The following is a 19835-nucleotide window of genomic DNA, read 5'->3' on the forward strand; positions in this document are numbered from 1 at the left end:
GGATTGCGTAGCGTGAGGGTGAGGACTTCATCTTTCTGGGAGTTCGGATGCCCAGCCCGAACACGCCGTACGTGAATCTGCCGGATCTTCTCGACGAGATCGAGGACGGGAGCATCGACGTCGTGGACTTCGGGCGTCTGTGGGCCCCGCGGTTGGTGTGGATCGCGGAGTTGTGGCAGTCCTTGGCGCTCGCTCCTCAGCGGCCGATCGGCTCGATACTGCTGTGGCTGCCGGACGGTGAAGGCCAGAAACGCCCGGGGCGTTACGGCAGGGCGGCCGCGCCGGTGCGGATCCTGGACGGCCAGCACCGGTGCCTGGCCCTGGCGGCGGGGTGCGGGATACGGCCGGCGTGGTTCACCGACCGGCAGTGGGACCGCCTGGGAGGCAAGGGCCTGCAGGTGTCCGTCGTGCTGGAATCGACCCGGCGTGTGCACATCGGACCGTACCGGCGGCGGCGCCATCCCCAGATCCCGCTGCGGGAGCTGCTGTACTCGGACACGGCGACCCGTCAGCAGCTGATCACGGACAGCGGGGTGGGGCCAAACGAGGTCAACAAGTACTTCTCGGCGCTCACCGAGATGCAACACCGGTTGCTGAACACCCGCATCCTGCTCGAATGGCTGTCGGGGACGGCGAAGCAGGCGGCGGAGGTCTACCGCATCCGCGGGCGTCACGCCTCGACCATCGTGATGACCGACGGCGAGATCGAGACGACCATGGTGGCGCTGGTCAGTCCCGGGGTGCGAGCGGAGATTTTTGATCCGGCGGTCGATGAGGCGGCCCGAATGGGCTTCTCCTCCGCGGTGACCCCCACGGGCCTGAACGAGGTCGTGCAGTTCGAGCTGCCGCCCGAGGCCCGCCACAAGGGTGTCGTCGACGCGGACCCCGCCGTCGTGCGTGCCGCGTGCGAGCGCGGGGTGAGGGCATGCACGGAGACACTCGCCTACCTTGCCCAGCACGGGATGTCCGGCTCCGACTTCGTGTGCATGCCCTCCTCGGTGAGAGTGCTGATGAAACTCTTCGCCCGCTTCCCGCACGCCGCCGAGGACGACTTCGCCTGGCGCTGGCTCGCCCGTGCCCTGGCAGCCAACCGCTACCGCGGAGCCCCCAAGCTGGCGCGCGCCGACAGCGCCGTCATCGCCTCCAGTGACAGCTACGAACAGGCCACCTCGCTTCTCAGCGACGCCTTGAACGGCACGGGCCGGCGGCTGGCCCCGGACGGGCTGCACCGGCGGGGCCTGGGCGGCTTCGGTCCCGGGGCCGCACTGATGGCCTTGGCTCTGTCGGGGCCCGGCCACCCGCTGGTCCGCGACCTGGCCCGGCCCGAGGTGACCACACCGGATCCATCCATGCGACTCGTCCGGTTGTGGGATCCGGATCCGCCGGTGGAGACCCTTGGCAACTACATCCTGGCCACGGAAGCGACCAGCCGGGTGCTGCGCGGCGCCCACGGCTGGACACCCGCAGCCGCCGAGGAGCTCCAGTGCCCGCGTACCGCGCTGGACGCGCAGTTCATCCCCCAACCCCTCGGCCGTGAAGGCCGTCCCACCGTCCAGAAGTGGATCAAGGAACGGGACCAGAAGCTCCTGTCACTGATCAACTCCTTCCTCGAGGCGGCAGTATGAGGAACGGGCGAAGCAGCCCCGCCGACGGGGCAGACGAGGAGATCTGGACGAACAGCGCCGACCGGAGCGTCTCGCGCAGCCTCGCTAACTGGTGCTCCGCCCACCCGGGCAGGGACGTGACGCTCGTCAGCGGCTATGTGAGCCTACGCGGCCTGCTGTCGATCGTCCCGGCCATCCGGCATCGGGTCGCCCGGCTGCGGCCCGTCCGGCTGCTCATCGGTGTCGCCCCTCCCGACGAGGCGATGGTGATCCTGCCCATGAGCGAGGAACCGGCCCCCACCCTCGCCGGCCTCCCCCCACCACCGGCCACGAGCCTCGATCGGGAAGCCCTGCAGCAGCTTCGCCGACGCGGCGACCGCGCGTTGTACGCGGAGCTGAACACGATCCCCGCGACACGGCGCACCGGCCTGCTCCTCGAGGACCTCTCGAGACTGCTCGACGGCGAGGCCGTGGTGTGCCGGCGTCTGGAGGACGGCTTCCTGCACGCCAAGGCCGCCGTCGCGGCTGGCACCCCGCCGCAGGTCGTCGTCGGTTCGGCGAATCTCACGTACACCGGGCTGCACGTCAACCAGGAGCTCAGCGCGCCAGCCACGACGGCTGCTGCGGAGCAGGCCGTGGAGCAGGTGGAGCAGTGGTGGCAGCGGGCCGTCCCCTACGATCTCGGGGCTTGCATCAGGGCCCGGCGGGCCCGGCACCCGGCCGAACTCATCCTGCTGCGGATGCTGCTGGAAGCTTTCGGTGACGAAGTGAACGCCCCGCCGTCCGACATCGGTCTGGTCGGCTTCCAGCGCGACGGCGTGGCCCGGCTGCTAGCGATCATCGACCGGTTCGGCGGGGCACTGGACGCGGATGCCGTGGGTCTGGGCAAGACACTCGCCGGCGGGGACATCGCCCGGGTCTTCCTCGAACGCGGCGACGGCCCAGTCCTCATCGTCTGTCTCGCCTCGCTCGTCCCGATGTGGCAGCGCTACCTGACCGACTGGGGTCTGCGCTGCGACATCATCAGCTACGAACGTCTGGCCAGCCACTTCACCGACGTCCGCGACCACGGGCACACCTGGCCGAGGTACGGGCTCGTCATCTGCGACGAAGCCCACCAACTCCGCAATCCCCTGACGCTGCGGATGCTCGCCGTCCGGTCGCTGATCGACGCTCACCTCCCGCGCCCCCGGGTGCTGCTGCTGACCGCGACCCCCGTCAACAACGACGCCGGCGACCTGCTGGAACTCCTGCTCCTGATCGACCCCGCGCTGGAGGAGGAGTGGCAGCGTGGGGGAACCTTCAGCCGCACCCGGCTGAACAAGCGGTCGCAGACAGGCCAGCGGCTCACCCTCGACCTGTCCGATCCCGTCGTGCTGTCCCCGGCGGAGCACTCGTGGATGCTGCGGTGCCTCGGCGAGTACATGCTCCGCCGCGACCACAAGTTCCTGGCCGCGCACTACCCGGCCAGCCCCTACCCCGGCCGCTTCCCCGTCCCCGAGCACAGACGCGTCACCTACCGGCTCTCCCCGGCCATGCGCCGCCTGTTCGCCGACGTCATCCACGCGGTCGGCTACACCGGTCATCTGCCCCCCGAGCTGGCGGGCGAACTCCAGCGGCTGCTCGAAGGCCACACCCCGCCCAGGCCACTTGCCCTCGCCGTCTATCAGCGCGAGCGCTACGGGCTCTCCGGACAGCTCCGCCCGCGCAATCCCGCGCTCCTCGCCCTCATCCGCATCCTGCTCCTCAAACGCCTCGAGTCGTCCCCGGCCGCCTGCCGCAGCACCCTGAAGCGCATCCGGGAGGTCGTCGTCCAAGCCCTGGCCGACCTCGACCGCGGCATCGTCCGCCTGCCTCGCCACCACCTCAACCTCTCGTTGAAACGCAGCCTGGTGCGCGAGACGGGAGAGGATCTCGAGCCGGACGACGTCGACGACATCCTCGCGGCCTACGCGCGGATCCCCGAGACCATCGAACTGCCGGCCGACGGGTTCGACACGGGCCGGCTGCGCGCCGACCTGGAGCACGACCTCGACGTGATGACCGGGCTGATCAACGATGCCGAGCAGGCCGTCGGGGACGACGCCAAGAAAGCCGTCCTGCCGGACATCCTGGCCGGCATCGTCCACGACCCGCGCGGCCAAAAGATCGTCATCTTCTCGAGCGCCCGCACGACGACGGCCGACCTCGGCCCCTGGCTCGAGCAGACCGTCAACACCGACGCCCGTCTCGCGCCGCTGCGCGGCCGCCTCGCCAACCTGGGCTCCGCCGTGGCCCCCAGCACCTGGCAGACCCAGGACGTCGTCGCCCGCTTCGACCCCGAGCACAACAAGCCCCCGCACCGCGGACTGACCACCCCGCCGGCACGGGACGAGATCGACGCCCTCCTCACCACCGACGTCCTCGCCCTGGGCGGCAACATGCAGGGAGCCGCCTTCTGCCTGCACTACGACCTCACCTGGAACCCCCAGATCCTCGGCCAGAGATTCGGCCGCGTCGACCGTCTCGGCAGCCGGCACGAGACGGTCACCTGCTGGACCGTCCAGCCTGACGCCGGCCTCGACGTCGCCCTGCACCTCATGGAGATCATCGCCCGCAAGGCACGGATCGCCGCCGCCACCGTCGGCCTGCCCACCCCCCTGTACCCGGGCTCCCCGACCCGCGCGGCACCCGATCACCTCGACATCGGCCCGCCGCAGCCACTGCCGGGCCCCAGCCTCAGCGACCGCCAGCATGCCTGGCTCGGCATCGCACTGCGCGAACCCGCCATCCGCAAAGCCATCGAAAACCTGCCCGCCGCGGCCGGCGGCGCCTGCACCGGCAGCGTCACCACCCCGAGCGTCCTGTTCTGCTTCCGTCTCACCCACCCCGGCGCAAGCCCCACGAAGACGGCCTTCATCCGCCTCAGCACCGCCGACCGCGACGGCGCCTACTCCCTCGACCCGCTCCGCTGCCTCGCAGAACCGGACCTCGATCCCAGCGACTGGATCCGCACCGCAGCCCGGCAGGACGGGTCACCCCCAGCCGCGCCCACCCCCATGCCCTCCTCCTGCCTCAAGACCTTCCACGCCCTCATCGACAACGCCCGCACCGTGGTCGCACGCCACAACGGCATCAGCGAGTCCGACACCGTCCGGCAGGTCGAGCTCGTCGCCTGGCTCCACCTCACCCCTCACGGAAAGTGATACTGAACTATCGTTCATGGTGCCTGATGGGGGACCGCTGCTGGCATCGCTAGGTGCCGATCTCCGTTCCTGACCAGCGACTGCAAGCCTTCGGCTTCGCCGTCCGCGACGCCCGGGAGCACGTCGGCATGAGCATCGAAGCACTGGCCGAAGCCGCCCTCCTGTCCGCCCGCATGGTTATCGACATCGAGCACGGCAAGCGCAATCCCTCCCTGCTCACCATCCTCGCGCTCGCCAGAGGGCTGGACATCGAACCGCGAAAGCTCATCGAGCCCGCGGCCCGGCATGACCCACCGGCCACCAGCACCGACATCGCGCGACCGGCCCGCTGACATCCCGCCACAGGACACTGCGGCCCGCTCACGAAGCCGCCGCCGTACCGAACGACGAGCATCCTGGGACGCCAGCTCCACCACCCCATCAGTACGACCCCCCCGCTGCGCCACTGCAGGCTGACCACGATTCACCCTGCCCTCCGGCTGGCACCCCACCCCGGAGACGGCAGCCGACTCGCCCGCGCCCCGGCCGCCTACGGGTCGCCGCACGCCGACACGGCCACCGCAGGTCCGGCCCGGGTATCGCGACTTCCCGGAGTGCGAGCGATCTGCCGACAGTCGCACACCCCGTCACACCCCCGCCACCTGCAGTAATGCCTTGACCAGTGAGTCGAACAAGCGATCGAATACGGTCTACGCTGGAAGGGCCGGAGGGGAGCCGGGTGTCGACGAAGGGGGCTGATCGCAGGAGCTGGAGGTGATGTCGGATGTTCGCGCATCTGCATGTCGCCTCCGGCTACTCGGTGCGCTACGGCGCCTCGACGCCGGCCCGGCTGGTCGAACAGGCGGCGGAGGCGGGCCTGCGGGAGCTGGCGCTGACCGACCGGGACACGGTGGCCGGGGCTGTTCGATTCGCACAGGCGTGTGCCGGGGCCGGGATCCGGCCGCTGTTCGGGGCGGACCTCGCCGTCCCGCTCCTGGGCCGGGCGCAGCCGTCCCGGCGGGTCCGCACGCCTGCCCGAGGCGGGGCGTTCGTCGCCGACTCCGCACCCCGGGTCACGCTGCTGGCCCGGGACGGGCAGGGCTGGGCGAACCTGTGCGCGCTGATCACGGCCGCCTGGGCCGCCCGGCACCGGGCCGGCGGCGGGCAACCGGTCGTGCCCTGGAGCGCGATCGAACAGCACTGCGAAGGCCTGACCGTCCTGCTGGGCCCGGCCTCCGAACCGGTGCGGGCACTGGCCGACGGCCGTACGGACCTGGCGACCGAACTGCTGGCGCCGTGGCGCGACGTCTTCGGGCAGTACCTGCGACTGGAAGCCGTGCACCACCGCCGCACCGGCACCGGACCGGGTTCGCTGCGGCTGGCCGCCCGTACCGTGGGGCTGGCTGCCGAACTCGACCTGCCCGCCGTTCTCACCAACGCCGTGCGCTACGCGACCCGCGACCGCGCACCCATCGCCGACGTCCTCGACTCGGCCCGGCTGCTCACCCCGATCCAGCCCGGCCGGGTCTGCAACGGGGAACGTTCCCTGAAGGGAGCGGCCGAGATGGCCGGTCTCGCCGAGGAGGTCGTCCGCGCGGCCGGCCAGGAGCAGGGGGCCACAGCACACCTGCTGGCCGCCACCGCCCGCACCGCCTCCGAGTGCCGCCTCGATCCGTACGCCGACCTCGGGATCGGCCGGGTGCACTTCCCCGAGGAGCACGTCATCGACGTGGCCCCCGGGCGGTCCGCCCGAGTGCTGCGCGAACGGTGCGAGGCGGCGATGGTCCGCCACGGCTACGACCGCTCCGCCACGATGCGGGCCCGTCTGGAGGCGGAGCTGCAGGTCCTCAACACGCTCGGCTGGCCCTCGTACGCGCTCACCGTCGCGCGGATCGTCGACGACATCAAGGAGATGGGCATCCGGGTGCAGGCGCGCGGTTCCGGCGCGGGCTCCCTGGTGGTGCACCTGCTCGGCGTCTCCTTCGCCAACCCGCTCGATCACGAACTGCTGATGGAGCGGTTCGTCAACCTGCGCCGCCGTTCCCTGCCGGACATCGACATCGACGTGGAGTCCGCCCGCCGTCTGGAGGTCTACCGCCGGATCATGGACCGGTTCGGCACCGAGCGGGTCTGCACCCTGTCGATGCCGGAGACCTACCGGGTGCGGTGGGCGATCCGTGACGCCGGGCTGGCCCTGGGCCTGCCCCCGGACGAGGTCGGCCGGCTCGCCAAAGCCTTCCCCCACATCACCGCCCGCTCGGCCCGCACCGCGCTGCGCGAACTCCCCGAACTGCGGCAGGTCGCCGCCGCGGCCGACCGGTACGACAGGTTGTGGGACCTGGTCGAAGGCCTCGACTCGCTGCCCCGCGGCACGGCCATGCACCCGTGTGGCGTCATCCTCTCCGACGCCACCCTGCTGCGGCGCACGCCCGTTGTGCCGACCGCCGGCGAGGGTTTTCCCGCCACTATGTTCGATAAGGAGGATGTCGAAGGTGACGGTCTCGGTCTGCTGAAGCTCGATGTGCTGGGCGTGCGCATGCAGTCGTCCATGGCGTACGCGGTGCGCGAGATCGAGCGGACCACCGGGGAGCGGCTCGACCTGGACGACCCCGCGCAGGTCCCGCTCGACGACCCCCGGGCGTTCGAACTGCTCCGCGAGGGCGAGTCGCTGGGCGTCTTCCAACTGGAGTCGCCCGGCCAGAAGGACCTGCTGGGCCGCCTCCAGCCGGAGACCTTCGCCGACCTGGTCGCGGAGATCTCGCTGTTCCGCCCCGGTCCGGTGCAGGCGGACATGATCCGTCCCTTCCTGCTCGGCCGGCACGGCAGGAAGCCTGTGACCTACCCGCACCCCGATCTGGAGCCGTGGCTGCGCTCCACTTACGGCGTGGTCATCTACAACGAGCAGGTGGCCGGTCTGTTCGCCACGATGACCCACACCGATCTGGCGATGGGTGAGGAGGCCCGGCGCGCCCTGGCCAAGCCCGAGCGCCTGGAGAAGCTGCAGGCCTGGTACCGGCGGCGCGCCGCTGCAGCCGGATACCAGCAGCAGGTGATCGACCAGGTGTGGCGGATGCTGGAGAACATGGGTGCCTACGGTTTCGCCCGCGCCCACGCGACCGCGTTCGCCCTGCCGACCCTGCAGAGCGCCTGGTTGAAGGCGCACTACCCGGCGCCGTTCTACGCCGGGCTCCTCGAACACGACCCCGGCATGTACCCCAAGCGGCTCGTGCTGGCGGACGCCCGCCGCCACGGCGTCCCGATCCTGCCGCTGGACGTCCAGTACTCAGCCGTCGGCTATCGGACCGAGCGGCTCGCGGACGGCCGCCTGGCCTTGCGCATCTCGCTGTCCGATGTCCGCGGCATCACCGATGAGCAGGCCGCACGCATCCAGCAGGGCCAGCCGTTTCACGACCTCGCAGACTTCTGGGCGCGCGCCCGGCCCAGCCACCCGGTCGCCGACCGCTTGGCCCGGATCGGTGCGTTCGCCACCCTCGCCCCCGGCTGTGAGCGCCGCGACCTGCTGCTGCAGATCGACGAGCTGCACCGCCAGCAGCGCACCGCTGTGGGTCCTGGCCAGCTCGTCCTCGCCCCGCCCGCCGCCCCGGCAGCTGGGACGAGCGGGCTGCCGAAGATGACGCTGGCTCAGGAGTTGGAGGCCGAGCTGGAGGTGATCGGCCTGGATGCCTCTCGGCACCTGATGGAGCCGTTCCACCCGCTGCTGGACGAACTGGGCGTCACCCGCTCGCACCTGTTGCGGGATCAGCCGACCGGCGCGACCGTGCTGGTGGCCGGCGCGAAGGTGGCCATCCAGACCCCGCCGATGCGCTCCGGGCGGCGCACCATCTTCGTCTCGCTGGACGACGGCCACCAGGGCGGCCAGGTCGACCTGACCTACTTCGACGACACCCACGAGCAGGCCGCCTACCCGCTCTTCCACCACTTCCTGCTGCTCGCCCGCGGCACCGTTTCGCGCCGCGGCAAGTCCGTCACCGTGATCGGCACCCACGCCTGGAACCTGGAGGAAGTCGCCGAGGCCCAGCAGGTCGGCCCCGCCGCCGTCCGAGCCCTGCTCGCCACCGAACCCGCACCGCACGCCGAGGCCGCCGACGCCGCACAGCGGCCGAGGCCCGGCGGCGCGGGCCGGCTGTGGCACGCCAGCCAAGGGAGCGCCGGATGACCACCAGCAGCACGATCCTCCACCTGCGCGTGCACCGCGCCGGCTTCGAGACCTACCGCGAGCTGTTCACCGTCCTCGGCGACACCACTCCCGTCGCCCAGGCGCTCCCCCCGGACAGCGCGCTGCTCGACCTGGCCGGCGCCACACGCTACTTCGCCCTGACACCAGCTCAGCTCGCGGACCGGCTGCAGACCCGGCTCGCGGCCCGGTACGGACTGGCCAGCACGGGAGGGATCGGGCCCAACCGGATGCTCGCCACCCTGGCCGCCGACGCCGCCGCACCCGGCACCGTCCACGTCCTGCCCGAGGCTCCGGCCGAGTGGGAGCAGTTCCTGCGCGGCCGCCCCCTTCGCGCCCTGCCCGGCATCGGCCCCGCCTTGGAACGCACCCTGGCCCGCTACGGCATCGAGACGGTAGGCGACCTCGCCGACCTCCCGCTCGCCACCGTGCAGCGCATCGCCGGCACCTCCACCGGCCGCCTCCTGCACGAACGTGCCCACGGCACCGACCGGCGCACCGTCGCACCCGCCGGACCGCCCGCCGCCCTCACCAGCACCCACCGCTTCGACCGCGACGTCCTCGACCCCGCCGAGATCCGGCGGGCGCTGCTGGCCGCCGCCATCGATCTCGGTGCCCGGCTGCGGGCGGCCCGGCAGATCGCCCGCACCCTGGAACTGCAGGTCACCTACGCCGACCGCTCCAGCACCACCCGCTCGCGCACCTTGCGCGAGCCCACCGCCCACACTCCCGCCCTGCAACAGGTGCTGTACGAGCTGTTCGCCGCACTCGCCCTGCAACGGGCACGCGTACGGGCGGTGACAGTGAGAGTCGGTGAACTCACCGCAGCAACGCAGGTGGCAGAGCAGCTGACCTTCGACCGGCTCATCGAGGACGCCCGCACTCTGGAGCCGGTCATCGACCAGGCCGGCCGCCGCTTCGGGCCCGGCGCGGTGCGACCGGCCGCGCTGCTGGGGAGGTGACAGCAGGCGTTCCGTGGGCCGTGGTGTCGGCGTCCAGGAGGTGAAGGAGGCGTCGTGCTTCGGCCAGGAACTCCCGCCCCTGGACGGTGGGCATGAGGGGATGGACGCGTTCGACGATCCTGAATCCGGCCGCCTCCTCGACCGCATTGAGCTGGTAGCGCAAAGACTTGTAGGGAACGTCCATTGCCCTGCTTGCCGTGGCGAGGTCGTGGTGCCCGGGAAGCTGGATGAGGTGCCGCATCCGCTGGACGTGGTTGCGCATCGCGACGATTGCGGTCATGGCGGGCGAGAGGGGAACCTGAAGGCGGGCGAAGCGGTTGGCGGTGGCGAACAGCGGGCGCGCCGGGATGCCGAACCGTTTCATCATGTGGGAGACCATCGCATTGTGGCAGCCGAGCTCCGAGGCGATGTCGGGGGTGTCCCGGCCCCGGTCGACGTACTCGCGCCTGAGCCACTCGGCGGTGACCGGTGCTCCCTCTGCGGTGAGCATGGGGCCTTGGCGCCGGCGGGTGGGGATTCCGGCTTCCTTCATGATCCGCCCGACCGTCGCGGAGGTGCAGCCGGCCATCTTGGCGATCTTCGGCGTGGACAGGCCCTCGTCGACATACAGACGCCGCAGTTCAGCGGGTTCCAGTACACCGACGAGTGCCACTCGTATGCCTTGACCGGTTCTTGCCCGGGGAGTGCTCGGCCGGCTGACAGGGGTTCGCCGACGGCTCCGCTCCGTAGCGGCAGGAGGCGGTGGTGGGATGGAGACGTCAGCGGATTCCAGGTAGAGGCGCAGTTGTTCGGTGCCCGTCCCGGTCATCGCGGCCAGGTCGTGGAGAGAAGGCCTCTTGGCCACCAGTGCGCTCATGGCTTTGTGGTCCACGCGTTCGGGTACCAGGCCGGGCCAGTCCAGCTCAGGGATCCAGTCGGTGGGCGGCTCCCACACCAGCGGTTCGTCGATGCGTTGGTACCGCAGGTTGGCGCAGGCCTGGTCGCGCAGGAGGGCCGCGAGATCGGAATCGATCAGGTGGGCGGTGCGCCGGTGCCAGACGGGGGTTCTGGAGTAGGTGCCGGGGTCGGCGCCCAGGAGCAGCCTGCGCACCCGCCAGCGGAGATGCTTGGTGCGGACCGCCTCGCTGCCCGGGTTGATCCCGTTCTTTCGGCAGTACTGCACCACTGCGCTGTCGTCGATCACGAGGTCACCGTGGGCGAAGAGTTCGCGGCGCCGGCGGTAGTCGATCGGTGATCCGTGTTGGTCCATAGCTCGGGCGAGATGGACGAGCAGGGTGACCAGAACTGTTTCCTGACTGGCAGTCACCACTTTGAGGGCATCCCAGTTCGCCTTGATGCGCGTGTTGCCGAGCATGCTTGCTGCCTTGGGATAGGTGCAGGCCGAGTCCGGCAGGAGCAGCAGGCTCGCCGCGGCGCGCTGAAGGCCAGCCACCAGGTTCGTCATCGGGCCTGTCGGCGGCAGGATCCGCGCGGTCCACGACGGCCAGAGCATCGAGGGCAGGCACGCGGCTCGCCGCTCGACATCCGCTGAAGTCAGGGTGGGCCAGGACGGTGCACCGGTGGTCGTGCCGTAGCGCAGGCGCGTCATCAGGCTCACACCCTCGTCCACCTCCGCGACCACCCGCGCAGCCAGTTGTGGGCTGCCCTTGGCCCACCGGTGTGCCCAGGTGATCGGATACGTCTTCTCAGCGCGCGGCTTGGTGCTCAGGACCCAGGTCAGGACGCCTTCGTCCGTACCTGCTCCTTCACCGAGGGCAGATGCAGCGATGGCGAGTCCGACCGCCATGTGGTGCCCGGAGGGGAGGTCAAAACGGTGGCCTGTGCGGACGGCCGGCACGGACCCGCCCGCGTCATCGATGATGTCGCGCACCCGGGGCGGTACGGTCGCCAGATGCGTGAGCAGACCGGTCAGCGCTCGCCGGGAGAGCAGCGCCAACTCGCCCGAGCGCTGCAGGGCTTCCTGGCGGTCCCGGGTGAAGTCCAGCACAGTCTCGTTCACCCAGCGCTGAGCCCACACCACCGGTCCGTCGGCGGCCGAGGACGTGGCACTGGCTTGGGCATAGGGGAAACCGCACCGCTGGTCTCCGGTTCCCTGCAGGCACCGGCCGGGCTCCGGCACCACCAGGTGTTTGTGCAGGATCGGAGGCTTGTGGCAGGCCGGGCACAGATCCGCCAGGATGAAGTGGTGGCGGAGGCAGGCGAACGTCCAGGCCAACCTCCAGGAAGTCTGCCAACGGCCCCCGTTCTCTTCCAGGCACGCCGGGCAGAACCTCGTATTGCTGCCGGACGACTTGGAGAACGCGGACTGTCGAAGACTACGGGTAGAGGGGTCAATCGCCACGGCAAGTCCGTCCCACGGCTCCAGGGTCCGGGCGGCGAGCTCAGGCCCCGCAAGACTGGTACGACTCGAAATGACCTTCCGCTCGTGAGCGCTGAGCAATCGCATCATCCGCGCCAGGTCGGCGTCTGGCAGGCCCAAGTACCGCAAGAAGGATCCCATCGGAACGGTCAGCCGGGCGGCGTAGGCGGCCAACCAGCTATCCAGCGCCTCCCCAGGCAAGGGAGGCACCCAGATCGGTATCCTCTGCGGGCCCCAGGCAGTCATGACTCTTTCCTCTTACGGGACTTGGGGGCCCGCGACTTGGGCTTTGCGCTCAGCAGGCCAGCCTCGATCGCGGCAACCAGCTCCAGCCGGGCCTCCTCGGCCGCGGCATCGTTCTTGACGGAGTTCATCAGCTCAACGTCCAGCCGCTCGGCACCGGTGCGGATGGCCCGGTAGCAGCCGCGGTTGATCAGTGCCATCAGGGAAGCGAAGTGACCGCTGGAGCGGGCCAGCAGGTAGTCGGCGAGGTCGTCGGCAAGCATGCCCGGGTATTTGTCCGCCAGGATGAGTTTCTGTTCGACCGTCAGCAGCAGTCGGCGGAACTCCTGACGCCCTTTCTCGTTCTCCACCTGGAACGGCAGCAGGGTCAGCTCAGTGGTGCGGCGCCCGAACTGCGCGTGCAGGGTCTTGCCTTCGCTGAGGATGCCGCGCTCAGTGACCCCGACCCCGACGTGGATCAGGGTGACGGGGAACGTGTTCGACAGGAATTTCAGTTGGTTCACCATCCGGACCGTGTTCGAGGTGCCGGAGGCCAGGAAGTGGATGTCGTCGATGATGAACACCGAGGTCCTCATGCTGAGCACCGCGTCCACTGCGCGCGCTGCCAGGGTGTCGGCGTCCCCGGTGGTCGGCAGGCCGTAGAAGCGGCAGATCGAGGCGTTGAGGCCGCGGATCTGGGTGTTGCCGGTCAGTGCGATGTAGACCACTGGCACCCGGCGGTGCCCCGTGCCGGTCGTGTCTCCGCGTAGTTCGATCTCCTGCAGGTGGAAGTCGCGCCCGAACTCCATGACGGCGGTGCTCTTGCCGATGCCCGGGTAGGCGTCGACCAGGGCGGCCGGCTTGGCTTTGTCACCGTCATGGCGGTTGGAGCCGACGATCTCGGAGAGGCCCTCGTGTAGTTGCCGAAGCTGCGCGGTCTTGAACGGGCCGAGGTTGGCGTGCCACACGTGGCGTCGATCGTTGTACACCAACAGTTGGCGCGGTGTCAGAGCTTTGATCTGCACGCGGGTCAGAGCCTCGGGTTGCTCGCGGGCGGGCCCGTTCACCATCTCCAGCCAGCCGTCCAAGCGGGTCGGCGAGTACTGCCGGTCGTCACCGGGGATCGTGCCTCGGTTCGGTGTCGTGGTCATCGGCTCTCCATGACGTCGGCGTAGAAGTCGTCCTCGTCCACGTCCTGCTCGTCGAGGTCCTCGTCGGGGAAGGACGCCCGGCGTTCGTCGTCCTCGTCATCGTCCCCGCCTTGGACCTGCAGCGCCTCAAGCTCCGGGGACGGGGAAGCTTGCTGCTGGATAGCGGCGAAGCGGCGAAGCGTCGGCAGAGCCGGCACAGTCGTCGACTCCTCCTCGCTGTCGCCCACCAGTTGGAACCGTTCTTGGGAGAGCCTGATCGCCATCCGCCGCTCCGTGCGGTCGGCGGTCAGCCCAGCGCCCCAGCGCTCCAGCAGTTCGATGAGTGCGCGTTTGGTGTCCGGGAACCGGTGGGTTTTCACGGCGAGCCGGCGGGCGTACACGAGGGCCTCTAGGCTCGCCGGGCCGCCCAGGGCCGGTGCATGCTCCCAGTCCAGGGCGTGCCAGTTGCGTGACTTGGGATGCTGGAAGTAGACCTTGCGGATGTCGTGGCGGTCCACCGCCACCGGCCACTTCCCCTCCCCCCGGCCCCGATGGTCGCTCGGCCGGTTGCCCAGTTCCTTGAGCACCGGCCCGTTGTAGCGCAGCCCGTTGACTTCGATGCCGTAGTGCTGGAGCGTGCACCACTCCTCCTCCAGGAACTCGAAGGCGAGTCCCGGGCGTGAGGGGGCACGCATCGGGCCGGAACGCATGACCCCGTGCTCGTACATCTCCAGCGGAGTGAGTTTGAGACCGGGCACCTCCGGCACGGACAGCCCCCGGTGCGGGCGCCGATGGTACACCAGGGTGATCCATTCTCGGATGATCGCTTCCAGCTCCTCGATGAAGAAGTAGGCTTCCTCCTCCACCTTTGCCCCTCGGCTGTAGACATCGGGGCCCTTGTAGCCGGGAAGCGCGGCCAGCAGCCCCTGGTTCAGGGTCTTGAACCAGCGCTCGATCGGCTTGTCGGTCGGCGTGTAGGGCCGGGCCGGCTGCAGCGAGATGTCGAGCTTGGCGCACACGCTCTCGATGTGATTCGAGACGTACACCTTGCCGTGGTCGTAGACGATCGTCTCTGCGGCCACGTTGGGCAGCAGGTAGTTCCCCCGCGAATCCACCAGCTTGCGTGCGTCGAGGATGACGTTGGACGGCACACCGCAGTAGGGAAGGGGCTCGCCGGCGCCGGACGGTTCCAGCGGCCGGACCGTCTCGAACAGCACGCCGGCCACATCCACCGACTTCGTCGACACCGGGGTGAGCCGCAATCCGCAGATACACCGGCTGTACAGGTCCATGGCGACAGTGAGTTCGCATCGCACCCACCTGCAGGTGACCGACTCCATCGCGAAGACGTCCAGGCTGGTGGTGTCGAGGACCACATACTCGCCGGGGTGGGTTGCCCTGAGTCGGCCGTAGACGCCTGTGGGACGGTTAGCGATCGACCGCTTGCCCTTGGTGCTGCCCTTGAACGCGTTTGTTCCCTTGGTCAGGTCGCGCAGCAGGTCGTACCCGAGAGTGCGCCCGGGAAGCCGGACCGTGTCGCGGCCGTACTCCTTGGCCAGGCGTTCCTCGATCTCTGCCAAGATCAGGTTCCCGACGGGGCGGCTGGCAGGCGTGTACGCGGCCAGCACGGATCGGGCCATGTCCACCCACCGCGTGTCCGCCCGGTCAAGAGCGGTGCCTGTCACGCGTTTTGGCACCAGGCCAACCGGCCCGTTGTCCTTGACCTGGGCCACCCATCGGCGCACGGTGGCCGGATTCACTCCGAGTTCCGCCGCCTTGGCCGCATAGCGGCGCAGCAGGGGTGTCCCGGGAGCAAATGCAGGACGCGGTTCTCCCGGCAGCGCGAGGGCGGCAGAGCCCAACTTGTAGCCGCACCGCACTTCCTGGATGTGCTGGAACCGCTCCGTGAGCGCCTCGTTCTCCGCATCACTCAGCCCTGCGAACGTGATACTCGCAGATTCCTCCTCCGGCGGCACCTTCACGTGGAACACCGTGGACGGATGACTCAGGAGCACCGCCAGATCGACCTGCCGCCAGCGGGACGGCCCCTCAGCCACCACCTGCTGCAGCAGAATGCGCCGCCCGTCGATCTCGGCGATGGAGAACCGCTCACCGTCGTACGTCAGCGGCAATCCCGGCCGCAGAGTCGTTGTCCACCCACTCATGCCGCCCTCCGCAGCACCCAGTCCCCGGATAGCGGCTGGGCCAGGTCCGTCACCAGCCGCCCCTGCCAAACCAGTGCCAGCAGTGCCGGGCGCGCGTCATGTCCGGGCCGACCAGCGGCCAACCGGTGCTCAGCGACCCTCAGTTGGTCCCCGTCCTGCACGCATCGCCAGGCCGCCTCGACTTCCTCCGGGAGAACCACCCCGGGGCGCCGATACGCGGAAAGGAACCTGACGTTCTCCAACACGATCCGGTCGGCGCCCGACCAGATCTCGTACTCCCAGCCGTGCCGCTCGACCAACGCCCCCGGCCACCTCAGCGCCTCCACGATCTTCGGGTCAGCCAGCCGATCCTCCGGCTTGACGTTGACCACTCGTGCCGTCCCGGTCTCAAAGACCAGAAGGTAGTCCGGGACATGGCGGCGAGCCTTGCCCTCAACCTGCGAGGTGAGGAGGCACGGCTGGGCGAAGATGGCCTTTACGGTCGGATCCATGTCGGCCAGCATCAGCCGCGCCAGCTCCAACCGACTCTCGTACACCACCTTCCCACTCGTCGCCGAGGCGTACTTCCCCGGATAGTGCTTCTGCCCATGCACCGAGCGGAACTCCCGCCAGGGCACCGCCCCGACGAAGTCCCGCAGACGGAGCCGCTCAAAAGGGACTTCCCGAACCGAACCGTCGTCATACCGGATCGACACTCGGGGCCCGCTGGCCTTGCCCACTCTCCCGACGACACGTTGATCTGCCATGCCCCGGAACCTAGTCACGTTCAGTAAGTCCCTGCGCAAGCTTCACGGAACTGCGCATCCACTGCGCAATTATCGCGTACAGTGCGCACGGAGCTGCGGACCCTACAGCCCGACCGAGTGGGCACGGATGCCCGGGCGTTCCGTCCTCCAGTGGGACAAGGAGTCCACCGCGGGCGCCGGGCTGGTGAAGATCGACCTGCTCGGCCTCGGGATGCTCGCCGCGCTGCACGACGCCTGCGACCTGATCGAGCAGCACCACGGCCTGCGCTACGACCTGGCGACCATCCCGGGCGACGACCCGGGCGTGTACGCGATGCTGCGCCGCGCCGACACCGTGGGTGTCTTCCAGGTCGAGTCCCGGGCGCAGATGGCCACCCTGCCCCGGCTCAAGCCGGACCACTTCTACGACCTGGTGGTCGAGGTCGCGCTGATCCGCCCCGGCCCGATCCAGGGCGGCTCCGTCCACCCGTACCTGCGCCGCCGCGCCGGGGTGGAGCCGCCCGGCTGCCCGCACCCGCTGATGGAGAACGCCCTCGGCAAGACCCTCGGGGTGCCGCTGTTCCAGGAGCAGATGATGCAACTCGCCATCGACTGCGCCGGGTTCACGCCCGCCGAGGCCGACCGGCTGCGCCAGGCGATGGGTGCCAAGCGCTCGCACGAGCGGGTCGCCCGGCTGCGCGACCGGCTGCTCACCGGGATGGCCGAGCGCGGCATCCCGCCCGAGGTCGCCGAGGACGTCTACGGCAAGATCGAGGCCTTCTCCAACTACGGCTTCCCGGAGTCGCACGCGATCAGCTTCGCCTACCTGGTGTACGCCAGCGCCTGGCTCAAGCACCACTTCCCGGCGGCCTTCACCTGTGCCCTGCTGGCCAACCAGCCGATGGGCTTCTACTCGCCGCTCAGCCTGGTCGCGGACGTCCGCCGGCACGGCGTACGGGTGCGCGGGGTGGACGTCAACGCCAGCGGGCCGCGCCCCACCCTGGAGCCGTACCGGGGCCCGACCCCCGCGCCGCCGCTGACCGCCGGCCGCCCCCAGCCGGCCATCCGGCTCGGCCTGGAGACGGTGCGCGGCATCGGCACCCCGCAGGCCGAGCTGATCGCGGCCGGGCAGCCGTACGCCGACCTGGAGGACTTCGCCCGCCGCACCGGCCTGCCCGCGCCCGTCCTGGAGGCGCTGGCGACGGCCGGGGCCTTCGACTGCTTCGGACTGACGAGGCGTCAGGCGCTCTGGGCGGCGGGCGCGTTCGCCGGGATCTCGGCCGAGCTGCTCCCCGGCACCACGCCCGGCACCGAGGCACCGGAACTGCCCGGGATGAGCCCGGTCGAGGAGACCATCGCCGACCTGTGGGCCACCGGCACCTCCGCCACCAGCCACCCGCTCCAGCACCTGCGCGCCCACCTGGACCGCGGCGGGGCGCTCAGCGCCGCCCAACTCCCGGACGTGCCACCGGGAACGGCCGTGGTGGTCGGCGGCCTGGTCACCCACCGCCAGCGCCCGCCGACGGCCGGCGGGGTGCTCTTCCTCAGCCTGGAGGACGAGACCGGTCTGATCAACGTGATCTGCAACCGCCCGGTCTGGGAGTCCCAGCGCCGCACCGCCCTGGACCGGGCGGGCCTGCTGGTGCACGGCCACATCGAACGCGACCGCGGCGCCACCAACCTGATCGCCACCCGCCTCACCCCGCTGCGGATCGGCCTGTGAGACCCCGGGCGTACTCAGTCCGGGTAGCGCACCAGCCCGCTCAGGTCCAGGTCGAAGTCGAACGGCTCGGGAATGCGGATGCTGTCCCCGAACTTCCGGTCGTGCCGCACGTGGTAGCGGTCGTGGTTCGGTTCGGAGAACAGCGTGACCGTGCCCTCCCGCGGATCGATGATCAGGTAGAGCGGGACGCGCATCACCGCGTAGTCGCGGAGCTTGTCCACCCAGTCGTTCCCCGCGGTGGAGGGTGACACCACCTCGACCGCGATGAGGGCTTCCTCGGCGGGAGTGGTGTTGCCTTCCCGAGTGAAGGAGGCGATCGGAAGATAGGTCAGATCGGGGGAGCGCTCCTTCGACACGTCGGGGGTGGTCAGCGCACTGTTGCCGCTGAAACCGTAGTCGTCCGGGACATGGCGCTCGAACTGCCGCTGGACGAGTCCAAGGTTCAACTGGTGAATGTTGGGTGGAGTCGTCTGCATGACCAACATGTCGCCGGACCATTCGACCCGGACGCCTTCGGGGGCCGTGCGCAGCACCTCCTCGACGAAGTCGCGGTGCCGCTCGTAGAAGCTCATGGTGCCTTCTCCGGTAGGTGCGTTCGGCCGCCTCGCAGTCTATGCGCGAAACCACCCCGGGCCGTTCAGGCGCCGGGGGCCGGCTGCCGCCCCTTGCCGGGAGGGCCGGCGAAGGCCTGGGCGATCGGCAGCCAGATGGTGGCGATCGGGCCGGTGGCGGTCAGGGCGAGGTCGTCGCGGTGGCGGCGCTGGGTGACCAGGAGGCAGAAGTCCAGGGCGGGACCGGTCACCACGTCCGTCGCGTCCGTGGGGCCGAAGGCCCACGAACCCCCGTCGGGCGCGGTCAGTTCGAGCCGCACCGGGCGCTCCGGGGCGGGCAGGCCGTGCGCCGCGAAGGCGAAGCCGAGGGTGCGCAGGCCCAGGTGGGCGATGTGCCGCAGCCGGTCGGTGGGTTCCCGGGTCGCGCCCAGCGCGTCCGCGACGTCCTGGCCGTGCGCCCAGGTCTCCATCAGCCGGGCGGTGGCCATCGAGGCGGGCTTCATCGGCGGGCCGAACCAGGGCAGCCGGACGTCGGCGGGGGCGGCGGCCAGGGCGGCCTGCACCTGCGCCCGGCCGGCCCGCCAGCGGGCGAGCAGGGCGGCGGGTTCGGCGGCCGCGCCCTCCCTGGCACCCTCCTCGACCGGGTCGGCGCCGGCGGCCAGCAGCTGGGTGAAGCGGCCGCCGAGCGAGGCGGTGAAGTTCTCCGGGGCGCGGGCGGCCAGTGCCGTCCAGTCGTCGGTCCAGGCCAGGTGGGCGATCTGGTGCGCGACCGTCCAGCCCTCGGCAGGGGTGGGCGCGGCCCAGTCCGCGGCCGACAGTCCGGCCACCAGCCCGTCCAGCACGGCGCTCTCGGCCCGCAGGTCGGCCAGCAGGCCGTGCAGGACGTCGCCCGGGGCACCCGGGGTGTTCGGGTCGGTCATCGGTTCTTCCCTCCGGTCCGGGCGGCTACCACTCGTCCACTACTCGTCCACTACTCGTCGGTAGCCCCGCGGCGGCACCCTACGCCCCGACCGGCGTCGGCGCCCGCCACTCCAC

General features: G+C 70.3%; 12 protein-coding genes. 6 read left to right on the forward strand and 6 right to left on the reverse strand.

All coding sequences use genetic code 11. The features are described 5' to 3' along the window. Positions 1-47: 47 nt before the first annotated feature. The 5 genes from ACIQWA_RS17050 to ACIQWA_RS17070 all read left to right on the forward strand — a co-directional run bounded on the left by ACIQWA_RS17050 (position 48) and on the right by ACIQWA_RS17070 (position 9925). Positions 48-1625 (forward strand): hypothetical protein, encoded by a 1578-nt coding sequence (locus ACIQWA_RS17050; protein WP_402483158.1) that lies wholly within the window; start codon positions 48-50, stop codon positions 1623-1625. Continuing rightward, a complete protein-coding gene (locus ACIQWA_RS17055) occupies positions 1622-4789 on the forward strand; it encodes an SNF2-related protein (RefSeq protein WP_402483161.1) in 3168 nt (1055 codons plus the stop codon). The genes ACIQWA_RS17050 and ACIQWA_RS17055 overlap by 4 nt, the downstream gene beginning before the upstream one ends. Positions 4790-4842: 53 nt before the next feature. Further along, complete coding sequence (locus ACIQWA_RS17060) at positions 4843-5121, forward strand: helix-turn-helix domain-containing protein (RefSeq protein WP_402483163.1); 279 nt, start codon at positions 4843-4845, stop codon at positions 5119-5121. Positions 5122-5552: 431 nt separating this feature from the next. Beyond that, positions 5553-8945 (forward strand): DNA polymerase III subunit alpha, encoded by a 3393-nt coding sequence (locus tag ACIQWA_RS17065; RefSeq protein ID WP_402483166.1) that lies wholly within the window; start codon positions 5553-5555, stop codon positions 8943-8945. Next, complete coding sequence (locus ACIQWA_RS17070; protein WP_402483169.1) at positions 8942-9925, forward strand: DNA polymerase thumb domain-containing protein; 984 nt, start codon at positions 8942-8944, stop codon at positions 9923-9925. Before ACIQWA_RS17065 ends, ACIQWA_RS17070 begins: the two co-directional genes overlap by 4 nt. Here the strand turns inward: ACIQWA_RS17070 and ACIQWA_RS17075 are convergent. Genes ACIQWA_RS17075 through ACIQWA_RS17090 form a run of 4 tightly spaced genes read right to left on the reverse strand, consistent with a single transcriptional unit; the run spans position 9858 to position 16547 of the window. Further along, on the reverse strand, positions 9858-12530 hold the full coding sequence (locus ACIQWA_RS17075) for a TniQ family protein (RefSeq protein ID WP_402483170.1): 2673 nt from the start codon (positions 12528-12530) through the stop codon (positions 9858-9860). The genes ACIQWA_RS17070 and ACIQWA_RS17075 overlap by 68 nt on opposite strands. Continuing rightward, positions 12527-13657 (reverse strand): TniB family NTP-binding protein, encoded by a 1131-nt coding sequence (locus ACIQWA_RS17080; RefSeq protein WP_402483173.1) that lies wholly within the window; start codon positions 13655-13657, stop codon positions 12527-12529. The genes ACIQWA_RS17075 and ACIQWA_RS17080 overlap by 4 nt, the downstream gene beginning before the upstream one ends. Beyond that, positions 13654-15801 carry an integrase gene (locus ACIQWA_RS17085; RefSeq protein WP_402483175.1) on the reverse strand — a complete coding sequence of 716 codons (2148 nt, stop codon included), beginning with the start codon at positions 15799-15801 and terminating at the stop codon, positions 13654-13656. The genes ACIQWA_RS17080 and ACIQWA_RS17085 overlap by 4 nt, the downstream gene beginning before the upstream one ends. Beyond that, complete coding sequence (locus ACIQWA_RS17090; protein WP_402483178.1) at positions 15798-16547, reverse strand: TnsA-like heteromeric transposase endonuclease subunit; 750 nt, start codon at positions 16545-16547, stop codon at positions 15798-15800. The genes ACIQWA_RS17085 and ACIQWA_RS17090 overlap by 4 nt, the downstream gene beginning before the upstream one ends. A 127-nt stretch (positions 16548-16674) precedes the next feature. On the opposite strand from ACIQWA_RS17090, the gene ACIQWA_RS17095 reads away from it, so the two are divergent. After that, positions 16675-18249, forward strand: a complete 1575-nt coding sequence (locus ACIQWA_RS17095; protein WP_402483181.1) for an OB-fold nucleic acid binding domain-containing protein — start codon at positions 16675-16677, stop codon at positions 18247-18249. Between the two features lie 14 nt (positions 18250-18263). Here the strand turns inward: ACIQWA_RS17095 and ACIQWA_RS17100 are convergent, their stop codons facing one another. Then, on the reverse strand, positions 18264-18821 hold the full coding sequence (locus tag ACIQWA_RS17100; RefSeq protein ID WP_402483183.1) for a Uma2 family endonuclease: 558 nt from the start codon (positions 18819-18821) through the stop codon (positions 18264-18266). Between the two features lie 65 nt (positions 18822-18886). Further along, the gene (locus ACIQWA_RS17105; protein WP_402483186.1) at positions 18887-19720 is read right to left on the reverse strand and encodes a TIGR03084 family metal-binding protein; all 834 of its coding nucleotides are present in this window, start codon (positions 19718-19720) and stop codon (positions 18887-18889) included. Between the last annotated feature and the right edge of the window lie 115 nt (positions 19721-19835).

Origin of the sequence: Kitasatospora sp. NPDC098652, assembly GCF_044760155.1 — a bacterium.
Lineage (GTDB): Bacteria > Actinomycetota > Actinomycetes > Streptomycetales > Streptomycetaceae > Kitasatospora.